Annotated in this window: 12 protein-coding genes and 2 pseudogenes; 4 read left to right on the top strand and 10 right to left on the bottom strand. The window is 52.8% G+C overall.

Annotated features, from left to right (window positions below; translation table 11 throughout):
* Positions 1 to 189 precede the first annotated feature (189 nt).
* The 4 genes from ABH899_RS15500 to ABH899_RS15485 all read right to left on the bottom strand — a co-directional run bounded on the left by ABH899_RS15500 (position 190) and on the right by ABH899_RS15485 (position 4,134).
* Complete coding sequence (locus ABH899_RS15500) at positions 190 to 1,251, bottom strand: LLM class flavin-dependent oxidoreductase (RefSeq protein ID WP_009675831.1); 1,062 nt, start codon at positions 1,249 to 1,251, stop codon at positions 190 to 192.
* A 54-nt stretch (positions 1,252 to 1,305) separates the two neighbouring features.
* The gene (locus ABH899_RS15495; protein WP_369997774.1) at positions 1,306 to 1,812 is read right to left on the bottom strand and encodes a GNAT family N-acetyltransferase; all 507 of its coding nucleotides are present in this window, start codon (positions 1,810 to 1,812) and stop codon (positions 1,306 to 1,308) included.
* A 168-nt stretch (positions 1,813 to 1,980) separates the two neighbouring features.
* On the bottom strand, positions 1,981 to 2,322 hold the full coding sequence (locus tag ABH899_RS15490) for a zinc ribbon domain-containing protein YjdM (protein WP_042231519.1): 342 nt from the start codon (positions 2,320 to 2,322) through the stop codon (positions 1,981 to 1,983).
* 411 nt (positions 2,323 to 2,733) lie between these two features.
* Positions 2,734 to 4,134 (bottom strand): metallophosphoesterase, encoded by a 1,401-nt coding sequence (locus tag ABH899_RS15485; RefSeq protein WP_369997769.1) that lies wholly within the window; start codon positions 4,132 to 4,134, stop codon positions 2,734 to 2,736.
* Positions 4,135 to 4,332: 198 nt separating this feature from the next.
* On the opposite strand from ABH899_RS15485, the gene ABH899_RS15480 reads away from it, so the two are divergent.
* On the top strand, positions 4,333 to 5,469 hold the full coding sequence (locus ABH899_RS15480) for a GIY-YIG nuclease family protein (protein ID WP_369997767.1): 1,137 nt from the start codon (positions 4,333 to 4,335) through the stop codon (positions 5,467 to 5,469).
* A 112-nt stretch (positions 5,470 to 5,581) separates the two neighbouring features.
* Here ABH899_RS15480 and ABH899_RS15475 read toward each other — a convergent pair whose 3' ends face one another.
* From ABH899_RS15475 to ABH899_RS15450, 6 genes and pseudogenes are all read right to left on the bottom strand, one after another.
* Positions 5,582 to 5,986, bottom strand: a complete 405-nt coding sequence (locus ABH899_RS15475; protein WP_036739680.1) for a hypothetical protein — start codon at positions 5,984 to 5,986, stop codon at positions 5,582 to 5,584.
* Between the two features lie 93 nt (positions 5,987 to 6,079).
* A pseudogene (locus tag ABH899_RS15470) lies at positions 6,080 to 6,346 on the bottom strand (IS1595 family transposase); the annotation flags it as partial.
* A gap of 275 nt (positions 6,347 to 6,621) precedes the next feature.
* Positions 6,622 to 7,836, bottom strand: coding sequence for an ATP-binding protein (locus tag ABH899_RS15465; RefSeq protein ID WP_369997764.1), 1,215 nt, complete (start codon positions 7,834 to 7,836; stop codon positions 6,622 to 6,624).
* 42 nt (positions 7,837 to 7,878) lie between these two features.
* Positions 7,879 to 11,292, bottom strand: coding sequence for a response regulator (locus tag ABH899_RS15460; protein ID WP_369997762.1), 3,414 nt, complete (start codon positions 11,290 to 11,292; stop codon positions 7,879 to 7,881).
* A 306-nt stretch (positions 11,293 to 11,598) separates the two neighbouring features.
* The gene (locus ABH899_RS15455) at positions 11,599 to 12,186 is read right to left on the bottom strand and encodes a histidine phosphatase family protein (protein ID WP_369998243.1); all 588 of its coding nucleotides are present in this window, start codon (positions 12,184 to 12,186) and stop codon (positions 11,599 to 11,601) included.
* Between the two features lie 165 nt (positions 12,187 to 12,351).
* Positions 12,352 to 12,942 (bottom strand): S26 family signal peptidase, encoded by a 591-nt coding sequence (locus ABH899_RS15450; RefSeq protein ID WP_369997759.1) that lies wholly within the window; start codon positions 12,940 to 12,942, stop codon positions 12,352 to 12,354.
* Positions 12,943 to 12,983: 41 nt separating this feature from the next.
* Between ABH899_RS15450 and ABH899_RS15445 the strand changes: the two are divergent.
* From ABH899_RS15445 to ABH899_RS15435, 3 genes and pseudogenes are all read left to right on the top strand, one after another.
* Positions 12,984 to 13,103, top strand: a pseudogene (locus ABH899_RS15445) (VOC family protein); the annotation flags it as partial.
* A 231-nt stretch (positions 13,104 to 13,334) separates the two neighbouring features.
* A complete protein-coding gene (locus ABH899_RS15440) occupies positions 13,335 to 13,922 on the top strand; it encodes a sigma-70 family RNA polymerase sigma factor (RefSeq protein ID WP_369997756.1) in 588 nt (195 codons plus the stop codon).
* A complete protein-coding gene (locus ABH899_RS15435; protein ID WP_369997753.1) occupies positions 13,900 to 14,682 on the top strand; it encodes a DUF4179 domain-containing protein in 783 nt (260 codons plus the stop codon). Before ABH899_RS15440 ends, ABH899_RS15435 begins: the two co-directional genes overlap by 23 nt.
* Positions 14,683 to 14,722 lie beyond the last annotated feature (40 nt).

Raw genomic sequence — 14,722 nt, 5'->3', positions numbered from 1 at the left:
GAATGCAGCCCAAGCATCCCGGCTAGTTGTCGGATGCCGAACAAAAAAAGGCCCGTCTTAGCTTCTATAACCAGCTAACCGGGCCTTTTCTATTCCAATTAGAGCTTTGCGACCGGCAGCCAAACAGGATTGCAGGTCTGTCCTATGCAGAAGCAGTCTTCTTACGCTAGCATACAGCCGTGCGGACGGCTAAGCTCTCTCTGCGCCTTCCGCTTCCCATGCGGCAACTTCCTCGCGTACCCGCGGCGCCACTTCGGTCCCCAGCAGCTCGATGGCTCGCATGACTTCGTCATGAGGCATCGTGCCGACCGGCACGTGCAGCAGAAACCGGGTGATGCCTACGTTCTTGCGGAGATGAACGATCTTGCGCGCGACCGTGTCCGGGTCCCCAACGTACAGGGCTCCGTTAAAGCTCCGCGCGGAATCGAAGCTGGATCGGTCGTAAGGCCCCCAGCCCCGCTCCCGTCCCAGCACGTTCATGACGGCCTGCGTGGACGGGAAGAACTTGTCGGCCGCAAGCTCCGTAGTCTCGGCGATGAAGCCGTGCGAATGCGAGGCGACCGGCAGCTTCGAGGCGTCATGCCCTGCGTGGGCGGCCGCTTTCTTGTACAGCTGCACGAGCGGCGCGAACTGCACCGGGCTGCCCCCGATGATGGCCAGAACAAGCGGCAGGCCAAGCAGTCCCGCGCGTACCACGGATTCCTGGTTGCCTCCGCTGCCGATCCAGACCGGCAGGGGATTCTGAACCGGACGCGGATACACGCCCAGGTTGTCGATAGCGGGCCGGTGGCCGCCCTGCCAGGTCACCTGCTCGGACGCCCGGATCTTCAGAAGCAGTTCCAACTTCTCGTCGAACAGCTCGTTGTAATGGTCCAGATCGTAGCCGAACAGCGGGAATGACTCGATGAAAGAGCCCCGGCCCGCCATGATTTCCGCGCGGCCGCCCGATATGCCGTCGAGCGTGGCGAAATCCTGGAACACGCGCACAGGGTCCGCCGAAGAGAGCACCGTGACCGCGCTGGTCAGCCGGATACGGCTCGTCTGCGGCGCGGCCGCGGCGAGTACGATGGCGGGAGAAGACGCCGCATAATCCTTGCGGTGATGCTCCCCTACCCCGTACACGTCCAGCCCCACCCGATCGGCGAGTACGATCTCTTCCACAACCTCACGCAGCCTTTGCGCGTGGCTGATCACCTCGCCGGTATGAACGTCCGGCGTCGTTTCCACAAACGTGCTTATCCCTATCTCCATTTTGCAGCCTCCTGATTAAAATGGTCTTGACGAAGTTGACTTTGGTAGCTCGGGTCAGGCCTGTTTATAGACCTCGGCCATCAATAGTTTTTTGTACGGCTGGAATGCTTCTTCGCTTATCGGATCGGGATAACTCATGATTTGCAGAGCAAGCTCCGGCTGCCCTTCCCTGAGGGGCGGCTGAAAGTAGTCGAAGGCGTTCAAATGAAAGCCGAGGCGCTCGTAAAACTCGATTCTCCGCTTGGAATCCGTATCGTTCGCGGGCTCTACCTCCAGTACGACGGGAGTCGAAGAATCGCTCGTATAAGCCGTCATCAACTTTTTGCCTATTCCTCCGCCCCGCTGTTTCGGATTGACCGCAATATGTTCCACGAAACGAAACGCTTTGAATTCCCAGACCCCCATAAAAGCCAGGATTTCCCCGTCCTCGTTCCGGCTGACGTTAAGCCGGTAAGCGGGATGAGCGAGCAGCGCCCGCTGCCCTTCGCAAGTCCTTATTTCCGTATCGGGAAAAGAGGCCTCCATTAATTCAAATACTTCATCAAACTGCTCCTTGTTCATACGTATCCTTCCTTTCGATATGTCCCTTGTATCTTAAAATTAAGATTTTTTCTATAGTTACCGAGCCTCGCTTGTCCCAACGGAGGCCTGCCCATACGACGATGCAAAAATAAAGCCCTCCAAGTCAGAGGGCTTCCTGATACAGGTTCGTTTTTATTCTATCCCGCATTAAATTTTCTTGACGAACTCCGACTTTAATTTCATGGCTCCAAAGCCGTCGATTTTACAATCGATATCATGGTCTCCGTCAACAAGACGGATGTTCTTTACCTTGGTGCCTATTTTCAGAACAGAAGAGCTTCCTTTAACCTTCAAATCTTTGATGACGGATACGGAATCGCCATCCTTTAAGATGTTGCCGTTGGCGTCTTTGACGACCTTTTCTTCTTCCCCGTTCCCGGGTTCGGCATCTACATTCCATTCATGGGCACATTCCGGGCAAACCAGAAGGTTCCCATCCTCATAAGTATATTCGGAATTGCATGCCGGACAGTTTGGCAAATTCGACATAGGTTCGTGTTCTCCATTCGCTGGTCGGTACCTTCTATCCTTATATTCTGCCACACTCTCATCGTCCTGACAAACCATTCCACGGTTCGCCCGCCTCAAAGTGATCCAAGGGAAGCCGGGGAGCCGCTAATTTTTTGAAGCAGAGCAAAATAACCGCTGTATAAACGGCCCTCTCATTTCGATCCTTTAACCGATTCAAGGGATAGCGGCGGCCGTTACCCGGAAGGAACAAGCGTCTTCGGGAATAAAGCGCGATAAAGAAAAAGCCCCGTTCGAATCGGATTCGACGGGGCGTTATCGCTACTTCCAGTCTCTATTTTACGACATCCTGCCGTTAACATGGTCTGCTGCGCTCTTCCGGCGCCTGCCAGGCTAACACGGCCTCCCCTGCCGAATCGGACTAAGCTTCGCTTACCGGACCGGACTCGGTTTCGTATCCGATTTGGCGATGCCGAACTGGTCGTACAGAGCGGTCGCGCCCGTTTCCGTGGTCGTATAGACCTGGAACGTGATTTTATCGTTCGCCACGGTAACGCCCGTAAACATTTCCTTGCCCGGCTGGCCGTATTTAAACGCATAAGGGAACGGCCCGGACTTCGGCGTGTACCTTTTGTCTCCGGCGGCGTTGCTGACCAGATAAAGGGTTCCCTTCGGATTAATCAGGTTACCGTCTTTGTCCACCGCCGTGTCCTTCTGCGGCACGTTATTGTACATCGGATAGGTGCGCGTATACGTATGATCGTGACCGCTCAGCACGACGTCAACGCCGATTTCATCGAACAGAGCCGCAAGCTTCTTGCGGAAGAAGAGAACATCGCTGTCGGAGGAATGATTCGCTACGGAATAAGGCGACTTGTGGAACAAGACGATCTTCCACTTCTTGTCCGTCTTGGCCGCTTCCGCTCTCAGCCACTCTTCCTGCTTCCGGTACACGGCGTCGGTTCCTTTCGCCTCGTTGTACTCGGTATTGATGACCAGGAAACGGGCTGAGCCATAATCGAAGGCGTACACCGACCCGTCCGGTTTCGCTCCCGTATTGGAGGTGTTCGGCAGGTTGAAGTGGTACCAGAAGTTGTTGTTGGACTTGCTCTCATGGTTGCCGAGCGCTGGCACGAGAGGCGTCTTCTTCAGAATGGCCTGCGGTTTGCCCAGCAGCCAAAACCATTGATTCTCAATGTCCCCGTTGTCTACCAGATCCCCGGTGACGGTGATAAAACGGGACGCGGGAAACTTCTTGACCGCTTCCTCCAGCGTGTGGTTCCAGGTCGCGTACTCCCGCTCGGTCGTACCCTGCGGGTCCGTCGTATAGAGGAACGTGAACGCTCCGCCGCTCTGTTCCTCGGTCTTGAACGTGCCGGTCTCGCTCCAGTTCCCCTCTTGGCCGTCTCCGGCCCTGTACGTGTACTCGGTGCCCGGTTTCAGACCCGTCGCCGTAACCTTATGATCGGCGTAAGCGGTCTTCTTGCCCGCACTCTTGTCCGAGCTCGACTGATAAACCTGGATCGGCGCGGAGCTCCCCTCGAAGGAGATGACGCCGCTCGACGGCCAGACGCCGCCGGTAGCGAGAGACGATTCCGCCACCTGCAGCTTCGTGCCGGTAACGGCGGGATCGGTGTACCACGCGAAGCCCTGCGAGGTTTTGGCATCCCCGTTGAACGTCAGCGCCAAAGCCGTTGGAGCCTTGGAGCCTGCCGCGGCTACTGCGGAGCTTCCTAGGGCTCCGGCGCCCGCTCCCGGCAAAACGACGGACACCGCCATGAAAACAGCCATCGGCACGACGAGCCACTTGGACTTGCTGAATTTGTACATCATACACACCCCTTCAAACAAGAATGAAATCACTTCATCCTAACAAAGAAATGTTTGGTAAATATTAACAGTTTATTTGGGGCAGATTAATTTTCTTTCCCCTGTAGCTTAAAGATCGCTCTCCCGTGTCCGCCTCGCTTTCTGTCCATACAGCCTTTTGATATAATGACAGGGCCGAGCAAGAGCAATGGAGGAATCTCTATGAATCTCGCGGAAAAAGTAAAAGCCCTTCCCTTAACTCCCGGCGTCTACCTGATGAAAGACCGTCTGGGCCATATTATATATGTGGGCAAAGCCAAATCTCTCAAAAAAAGAGTCCAAACCTATTTTCAGCAGTCAAAAGCCCATTCTCCCAAAGTCAAACGACTCATAAGCAATATCCGCGATTTTGAGATCCGTTTGACCGATACGGAATTCGAGGCCTTCATGCTGGAGTGCCGGTTAATCAAGCAGTTGAAGCCTCTGTATAATAAAAAAATGAAGAATCCGCTGGCGTATACGTATCTCGTCATTCGCTGCAGCCGTGAAGGCCGCCGTCGGATCGATATTACGAATGACCCCGCCGGACAGGAGGGGGACCTCTTTTTCGGGCCCTATACGAGCAGAAGCACGGTGGAAAAAGCCGTCCAGGGGCTCCAGGAAAGCTATCGGATCCTCTGCAGCAGTCCTTATGCCAAGCAATCGCCCTGCCTCAATCATTCTCTCGGCTTGTGTCTGGGAATGTGTACCGGCAGCGAAGACGCTCTAAGCGCCTACAACTCCGTGCTCGATAAAATCATCACTTCCCTGAGCGGGAACCATCCGGCTGTACTGGAAGACCTCGAACAAGGGATGACAGAAGCGGCGGAGAAGCATAATTTCGAAGCCGCAGCCAAATACCGGGACCTGATGAAAACCCTCGGTTCCCTGATCCACAAAGAGAAAGTGATCGGATTCGCCGAAGAGGGCCGGAACATCGTCATTCTGGAACCCGTTAACGGCCGTGAGGCTAAACTCATCCTCGTTAAAGGGAACGGGATTGTGCGGGATACCAAAGTGGAGGCTCCGGACACGAACCGGAGCGGGCCGGCAGCGCCGTATACGCTCCACAGGCGGATACGCTCCGCCATTCTGGATACCTTCCGCCCGGAAGAACCGCTGTCCCCCCGCCCCAAAATCAGTCGGCACGATATTGACGAAGCGCAGATTCTGTACAGTTTTCTGCAAGGAAGCGCCCGCAGCTATCTGATCGTTCCCGAGCATTGGCTGATTCCCGGGCATGAAGATGAGCTTGGAGAAGCGGTTGAAGGGTTGATTGCGGGGTATGTACGCGCACAAAGTGGCGCCGAGGACCTTTAAGGAAGGCCTTAAAAATAAGCTGTGTTTAATCTTAATGTTGATTTAGAACCAAATAAAAGCGGCCCATTGAATGAAAGGGCGGATAATTTAAGTATCGGTTCAAACATCTAAATTACATGCCAATAAACATATTTCTGCTGAAAGGAGCCCAGTTTTCTCCTCTAAACCCAGTCATGCCTTCTAAGTTAACAAAACAAGGGAGTACAGTATACATTATACCAGACATAGCATTTACCCTAAATGCCATGACGTATCTCATCATGGAATTGTCAGCAGGTGTTATCATTGCCATATCGGGGCGTATTGCATTCTCTGCTGTTAGTGCATCCTTCATTCCTACGCTCGCGATACCAACAGGACTCATATTACTTCTAATCCAATAATTCGAAACATTTGTTGCTGACGCTAAATCAGTTCGCTTATCATATGTCAATAAAATTTGATTCGAAGCACTTTGTCTTGCCTCCAAAAGAATTGGATGAGGAATCATCTGTCGCTCTGTATGAAAACTTAACATTTTTTGACCTCCACATTTTGATAAATTAGTCAAATGACCAATTTCATTTTATGAAGGGTTACTTGTTTCAATTCATAATAAATAGTCAATAAGTCATTCCACTATGCCGCCCTTTCGGCAAGCAAAAGACGTACGCTGAAGCTTGGTATTTGTCGCCTTTACAGTAAACAAGCAAGACGTGATAAGCATATTTTTCTTGTTCGAAGTAGTGTTCTCATGCTCGTTGCTGTCTAAATAACGAAACCAAGCCAGATGATGTTGCAAATACTTGGTTGCGACACCGTTAAAGCGGTCAATCCATCTTTTTAGGCGGCTGTGATAGCTGTTGACGTTTTGAATGTGGTAAACGCCCTTCACACGTTACCCGCCAGGGTATTCCGCAATCCCGCATCGTGCATTTCGAGGGCAGCGGGCATGCCATGATGTTCGATGAGCCGGAGAAATTCAACGAGGAGCTGCTTCAATTCCTGGAGCAGGCCTGGATTCCGGCCCCCGTGTCTCCAGGCGCATTCCGGCAGGAGTAATCCCGTCCGGAACTGACTTGCCCCGATTACTCTCCGAAAAAGACAGCACCCCTTACCCGATCACGGATCGTTCCCTTTCCGGGAAAAACCGTGAACTTGTAAGGGGTGCTTTTAATGCTGCGGGTTGTATAACGTGCCCGCAGGGATGCCGGTCTGGATGGTGAACACGAAGACCGCTCCTTTTTCGACGTTCGACCGGGCATAAATAGTTCCGCCCATCAAATTGACCAGTGTTTTGCAGATCGACAAGCCAAGGCCCGTGCCGCCGAATTTCCGGCTAATGGTGGCATCAATCTGTGTAAAGGGCTGGAATAAGTGATTCATTTTGTCGGCGGGAATGCCGATTCCGGTGTCTTCCACGATAAATTCAAGGGTGATCAACTTATCGTCCACTCTTTTTTGACTCACCTTTACCTTAACGCTGCCGGTTTCCGTAAATTTGACCGCGTTGCCGATCAGGTTGTTCAGCACCTGTCTCAGCCGGTTGGAGTCTCCGATAAGGATCTCGGGAATTCCGGGCTCTATGTGCGTCTCCAGAAGCAGATTTCGCTCGCGAGCAAGAGCGCGGAACAGATCCATCGTTTCTTTCAAACAGACTGTCAGATTGAACGGCTCGTAGTCAAGCTCCATCTTACCTGATTCGATTTTGGTGAAATCGAGGATATGATTGATGACGGAGAGCAGAGCGTGTCCGCTCGTGTGAATAATCTCGGCCATTTCCGCGTCGTCCCGCTTCAAATCCGAAGCCATCAAAATATCCGATAAGGCAATGATGCCGTTCAGCGGGGTGCGGATCTCATGGCTCATCATCGCCAGAAAGCCCGATTTGATCCTCGAAGCGACCTCCGCCGTTTCCTTAAGCTGGGTAAGCACGCGGTTCGCGTCTTCCAGCTCCAAGGTTTGTTTCTGAAGCTCGCTTGTTTTAATTTGAAGCTCTTTGCGCGCTTTGTACAACCGTACAAAACCTTCGATTTTACTTCTTAACACGCCGGAATGGAAAGGTTTCGTCAAATAGTCGATTCCGCCCGCCGTATAAGCTTTCATATAATCCTCGACTTCCGGGGTAAGGGCGGTGAGGAAAATGATCGGAATGTCCTCCGACTTTTTACGTCTCTTGATTCGTTCCGCCGTTTCGAACCCGTTCATATCCGGCATGAGGACATCCATAATGATGAGGGCGTATTCGCTCTCCAGCAAAAATTTCAAAGCCTCCATACCCGAGGATGCCCGGATTAACTGGTAAGGCGTATCAACCAGCAGCGCTTGTATCGTGAGAAAATCTTCCGGCCGGTCATCGACCAATAAAATGTGAATCGGATACTCCATTCTAATCCCCCGTAACAAGCTCGCACAGATCCTTCAAGTGATCTAAGTGATCAACCAGGTCTTGAGCATACTGACTAACTGTGTGGTATTAATCGGTTTCGAGATGTAATCGGAGGCGCCCGCCTGCAGGCATTTAACCCGGTCCTCGTCCATAGCTCTCGCTGTCAGCGCGATGATGACAAGCTTCTCGAACTCCGGCATTTTGCGGATCTCCCTCATGGTCTCGTAGCCGTCCATCTCAGGCATCATGATATCCATGAATACCAGGTCGACTTCGGGATGATTCCGGAGAATGCTCAAAGCCTCTTTGCCGTTCTGGGCAAACTGTATATTCATGTTATACCCTTCCAGCACACTGGACAAAGCAAAAATATTCCGCATATCGTCGTCAACCAGCAAAATGTTCTTATCTTGGAACGCCGCTTCCGGATTATGGAGCTTCTCGATCAGCTCCTGCTTGTCCGCAGGCAGATCCGCATGTTTACGGTGGAGGTATAGAGCCGTTTCATCATACAACCTCTCCATGGACCTTACATTCTTGATCACGATGCTCTCCGCGTAATGATGGAGGCGCTGCTCGTCCTGCTTGCTTAATTCCTTGCCCGTAAAAATAATGACCGGCAGCGTCTGGAGCTTGCGGTTGGTCTTCACCTGCTCAAGCAGATCGAAGCCGGAAATATCGGACAGACCCAGATCGAGCACCATGCAGTCAAAATGATGGGAGGCCAGCTGTTCCAGCGCCTCCCGGCCCGTTGCGACCGCGACGATGTTCACGTCCGGATGGGCGATAAAAGCGACTACGCTGCTGCGCAGAACAGGATTGTCTTCCACAATGAGCAGGCTTTTGGTACGCCTGCGGATGTACGATTCGATCTGCAGGAAAGCCGCTTCCAGCTCGTGAACGTCATTCGGCTTCTTCCAGAAGGCGAGTGCCCCCATGGCCAGCCCCTGCTGGTTCTCTTCGGCCGTCGAAATGACATGAATCGGAATATGGCGGAGCTCCGGCCGGCCTTTCAGGCGGCTGATAATGGACCAGCCGTCCAGTACGGGAAGCTGGATGTCGAGCAGAATCGCATCCGGCTTGTACGCGTGAGCCAGAGCCAGTCCCTGGTCTCCCTGGGAGGCGACAATGGCCTTGAAATTTCTCTGCCGTGCCAGATTCAGGAGCGTGGACGCAAATTCGGCGTCCTCCTCAATGATCAGCAGCAGCGTATCGCCCGGCTGCAGATTGTCGCGGTCGTCTTCCATCTCCGCGAGCTGGAGCAGCTTCGGATTCGAGATGGAGATATCCGGCACGAAGGATTCCTGGAAGCTGCTTTTCCCCCGCTTGGCCTGCTCGGATGCGGCGGACATGGTGTCGCTTGCCGCGGCGGCTTGGGAAACGGCGGTGCCGGGCTGCGCAGCCGGCAGATGCAGGGAGAAGGTGCTGCCTTCCCCTTCCGCCGAGCTGACTTCGATCCGCCCGCCCAGCAGCGCCGCCAGCTCCCGGCAGATGGTCAGGCCGAGGCCCGTGCCGCCGTATTTGCGGCTGGTCGTGCCGTCTGCCTGCTGGAACGCCTCGAAGATGCTCTCAAGCTTCGAGGCGGGGATGCCGATCCCCGTGTCGGTGACGGAGAAGACGATTTCCTTGGCGGCGGCCTGTCCCTCTCCGCCGGTTGGAGCGGATGCGCCGTGAATGGAAAGCGTGACGGCCCCTTTTTCCGTAAATTTAAGCGCATTGGACAGCAGGTTGTTCAAAATTTGTTGAAGTCTGTGCCCGTCCGTCAGGATGCTTTCGGGAAGCCGTCTATCGCTGTGTATGTCGAAATGGATATTTTTCTCCTTCGCCTGCTGTTCGAAATGACGGTACAAGTGACTGCTGACATCCTTCAGGTAGGTCGGCTCGACGACCGCCGTCATTTTGCCGACTTCCAGCTTCGCCAGATCCAGAATCTCGTCAATCAGCGTAAGCAGGTCCTTCCCTGCCGAGAAAATGGTATGGATATATTCAAGCTGCCTGGAATGAAGATTTCCTTCTTTATTTTCCGCAAGGATCTGGGACAGAATCAGCAGGCTGTTAAGCGGCGTCCGCAGCTCGTGCGAAACGTTCGCCAGGAATTCGGATTTATATTGAGCCGCCATGAAAATTTCATCGGCCTGCTCTTTAATTTCGATTTTCTGCCGCTCGGTCAGCTCAACCTGCTGCTTTAGATTCTCATTGGAAGCCAGCAGTTCCTCCGCCTGCTCTTTGAGCTCGTCGGCCTGCTCGGAGATCTCGGTCTTCTGCAGTTCGGTCAGTTCCATCTGCTCCTGAAGCTGCTTGTTGGACTCGAACAATTCCTCCGCCTGTGCTTTCAGCTCGTCCGCCTGCTGCTTGATTTCCTCTTTCTGAAGCTCCGTAAGCTTCATCTCCTCCTGGAGCCGCTCGTTGGACGTATGCAGACTGTCCGCCTGCATCTGGAGTTCTTCGGTTTGAGCCTGCAGCTCTTCCGTCTGGCTCTCGAGCTCCTCCGCCTGCATCTGCAATTCCTCGGTCTGAGCCTGCAGCTCCTCTGTCTGGGATTGAAGCTCCTCGGTTTGGGCCTCCAGCTCTTCCTTCTGCAGCTGGGTTTCTTTCAGGAGCTCGCCGATCCGCACCACATCCGCCAGCGTATTCAGCAAAATGCCCATATTGGCGCTGGTCTGATCGATTAACTGACGTTCTTTGGACGTAAAATCGCGCAGCGAAGCCAGCTCGATAACGGCGACGACTTCATCTTCATAGCAAACGGGGACGATTATTAACGCCGCGGGCTTCGTATCGCCCAGCGCCGAATGAACTTTCACATAACCGTCCGGCAGATCATGAAGCAGGATCGTCTTCTTATCCAGGGCGCTCTGGCCTACAAGACCGCTGCCCAAAGCGATCGGCTGCCGCCGTTCCGCCGCCGTATCATCGTAAGCGTAGCCGGCCGCGAATTGCAGCAGGCCGTCTTTTTGTACATAGAGAGCCCCGTAGGCCGCTTGTACGCATGAAGCCAGCTTGCCGATGAAGATCCGCGAGGCCGTCCCGATCTGAACGGACCCCTGCAGCAGAATCGCCATCTCCGTGACATGGACGTTAATCCACGCCTGCTCCTCCGCTTCCAAGCGCAGAATGCGCTCTTCTTCGGTTTTGGTATACAAATCCACCGCGAGAGAGCGGAAGGATTGCGCCAGCTGTCCGAATTCGTCTCCCGCCTCGGCGGAACGGTCGGAAGGATCTACCGTGCCCTGCGCCATGTCTCCGACGATCTGCGAGACTCTGTGCATGCCTTTATTAATCCCCCGGTGAATACCGGTAATAAGATAAACGCCGGTAGCAAGACCGATCAACCCTAAAATCAAAGAAAGAGCCAAAAACACTCCGTCTAAAAATATGCAAGCCATCGCGGTTAAGCCGCCTATTACCAGGATCGAAACGGCGGTTCCCAACCACACCTTCCCTTTAATGTTCATGCCTTTCCACCCTGCCTTTCCCCAATAAAGCAATTATAACTTTCCGCAGGCGTCATGGGTAGTGCGGGATGGGTCAGGGCAGGAAAGCAGTATTCTCCAAGATGGAAGAAGCGGCCTGCCTCACGGAGCTTCCTCGCTCAAATGTAGGAATACCTCACGGCTTAAAAAGGCCATCCTGTGCGGATGGCCCTGGCTTGATTGAACATGTCGGAGACAGGTTCTGCTTTTCCATCAATCTCTTGCTAGGGACGAACCGGATAAAGCCCGGATTTTTCCAAGAATTTCTCACCGGACGGTCTGTACCGGTTACTTTTCCCGCAGTGAATTTTCAAGCTCGTTTAAAGAAAACTTACCTACAATTTCATATCCATTGCCTTTTCCTTGCGGTTTCACAACGACGGTTCCCATGTAAGGAATCTCTCCCAAACCGATCCCTTTAGGGAAACTGTGAGCAAAGATAACCCGGTTGGTTCCGGGAAGCGGCATTTTTTCCAAAACGGAAGTCAGGGTAGCTAGTGTATTCTCCTTCTCGGTCGCAGATATCGGACCGCTCAGCTTATAAATACGGACCCAGAACGGATCTAATTCAACCTGTTCCTTACCGAAAGCTAACTCTGCGGATTCCCGTGTCCGGCAAAAGGGACTGGCGGCAACCGGAGATTGAACGGGAATTTGCAAACTCCTGAGCGTTTTCCCAAAAAGCAAGGCCTGAGTTCTGCCGGCCTCGGACAAATTTCTTTGCGTGGAGCAATCGCGGTGATCCTCTCCGATCGTTGCTTCTCCGTGCCTGACGAACAGAATGTATCCTCCCTGACGAAGTGAATCCAGTAACGACGAGTTAACCGGATTCGTTCTCGCTGTTCCTTCTGCCGCCCCGATTTGCGCGGATACCATGAGGAGCCACAAAGTCATCCATAAAAACTTTTTTATTCTCATACTTACTCCCATTCGGAACAAAAATTCTAAGGAGTAGTATGCTCAGGGAAAGAAAATACAAACGGAATAAACGGCTATTTGTTCCACGAATTCATAGCGGAGGTGTTCCAGATCGAATACTCGCTACGGGTTGCTGCATTTCTTGCAAACTCCAATAACCTTGCCCTTTAATTCTTGCAGCGACAAACTGCGGAATGTGGAGGTATTGCTCCTGGACCAATCATCACCGATGACGAAGACTTCATTACCGCTCAAAGTGATTTCTCGTACCTGTTTCTTATAGATTTCTTCGATTAGATTTTGTTTAGCCGGCTCCTCCATGTCACTCGTTTGGAACGCTTTGTAATCATATCCCCGAATATGGGCAGCTCCGTAGAACGCGGTAAGTTTGGCCCCGTTAATATAAATTTGCCCGTTCGTTATGTTTATTGTTTCATTCGGAAGCGCGACGACCCTGGATACGTCATGATCCCCATAGTACACGATGTCCCCTCTTGCCACGTCCCGGGATTTGTAATAGGAGGTATCTACCGCCACATTCTTCTCTAGTTCATGCTGGCCGCGATCCATTGCGTCACTTAGCGGATTAACGACTGTATGATTTCCGGCGGATACTTCTGCAATGGACTCCTTCGTAACTTTGTCATCTATCGTCTTTTCGGAACATGCGGCAAGTGAACCTAGCAGAAGGGCCGCGAAAAGCCATTGTTTCATCGTTCATCCTCCTCTGATCGGTATAATACCTTTTGTATGAAGTGCAGCAGGACGGTCAAGTGAATACGCCGCTGCAAAAAACTCCTTTCAGCCCCGCTTACGCAATGGTGACGGATAAGTATGGAGCTACCTTTAGAATTTACTCCGAAACCCGACAATAGTTTCTTCACGCTTTTTATAGAACCCGGATGACTGTACCCCCTGCGTATGAAGGCTTTCCTCCCGGAAGGACCGACAAATCGCTCGGGGTATTTTCTGCATGCTTATGCGGACTCCGCACTTTATATCCAGCATACGCCCCATCCGGCATATCTTTCCTTGCCTTGCTTTCCCCTAACCTTTTCCGTCCGAAGAGCCAATCTCTCATGTATACAAGTTCAGGGGGCCCTCGAATGAATGATGAACAGCTCGAACATTGGCTCGACCGGCTGGCGGGCGGGGATCAGGAAGCGATGGAAGAGATCTATCGCATGACCCGGCGCAAAGTTTACGGAACCGTCGCCGTGCTCGTCTCCAATAAAGAAGACGTTAACGATATCGTGAGTGAAATTTACTGCCAGCTGTGGCGCGCTTTGCCGGGCTATGACCGAAACCGCCCTTTTCATTTCTGGCTGAACGGGATTGTCATCCGGCAGGTCAGCAGCTGGCGCCGCCAGCTCTGGAGACGATTCCGTCTGACCGACAAAACTTCCCGTCTGAGCGAAGAGCCGCATGTGGAAACGCCGGATGAAGCTCTGGCCGGCAACGAACTCCGGCAGGATGTGCGGGATGCCATTAACAGGCTGCCTTATAAACTCAGGGTGGTCATTATATACCGCTACTTCTACGAGTATACGTACGATGAGATTGCCGAACTGCTGGCGATTCCGCCCGGCACGGTAAAATCCAGAGTTCATCTGGCCTTAAAGCGACTGCGCGCCAAATTCGACACTCAATTGGACGGGGAGGCTTATCCGAATGTCTATTCCAGAAAACATTAAAGAAGCTCTGAAAGATCAGATCGAAAACGCCGAAGTTCCGCAAGAAGTGGATCGGCGCGTCCGCCAGTCTTTCCTCGAATTTCATAAGAAAAAGGAGTCCAAACCCATGAAAAAAAGACTTGTCGCTTTCAGTATCGCCGCCGCTATCCTTATTCCTACGAGTGTATTCGCCTCCTTGGGCGGATCATCTTACTTCTTCAAAGAATCCGCCAACATCAACGGGCTGGTCAACGAAGGCACCAAGCGTGCCCTTTCCGAAGGCTTATCCGTCCCGCTGAACGAGAAAATTACCGATCATGGCCTCACCGTCCAGTTCTCCGAAGTATACGTAGAGGATAGCAAAGTGCTCGTGCACTATAAGATCACCGGAGAAGACGGGAAGCTCGTTCCTTACGAATTCGATACCCGCGGCCTGAATGTCCTCTATGACGGCAAGAAGAACGGCAAGCAGGTCGAGAATCCGACCTACCGGGAGAACGGATTAGACGGTTTTTCGGTCCTCAGCTTTATCGGCACAGGTAAAAAGGACCGGCTTCCGTTCACCTTGACGGACGCGGCCGGAAACGTGATCAACACGGGCATCGCCGAGAAGGACCAGCCGGAGGGCGTACTTGCTTTCGTCACGAGCGGAGCCAAGCTGCCTGAATCTATCCGCCTGAACGTGAATATCGACCGTATCGGCGCCACCAAAGGCAGCTGGAAAGCGGAGTTCGCAATCGACCAGAGCAAGGCCAAGCAGGCTTCCGAGAAAGCGCATTGAGTCCGGCTAATGATAATTTCGAGAAGATGAATCAGGAAGA

The organism is Paenibacillus sp. RC84 (assembly GCF_041260495.1).
GTDB lineage: Bacteria > Bacillota > Bacilli > Paenibacillales > NBRC-103111 > Paenibacillus_F.
Note: the sequence above shows the minus strand (reverse complement) of the source record. Positions and strands in the feature narration are given on the sequence as shown.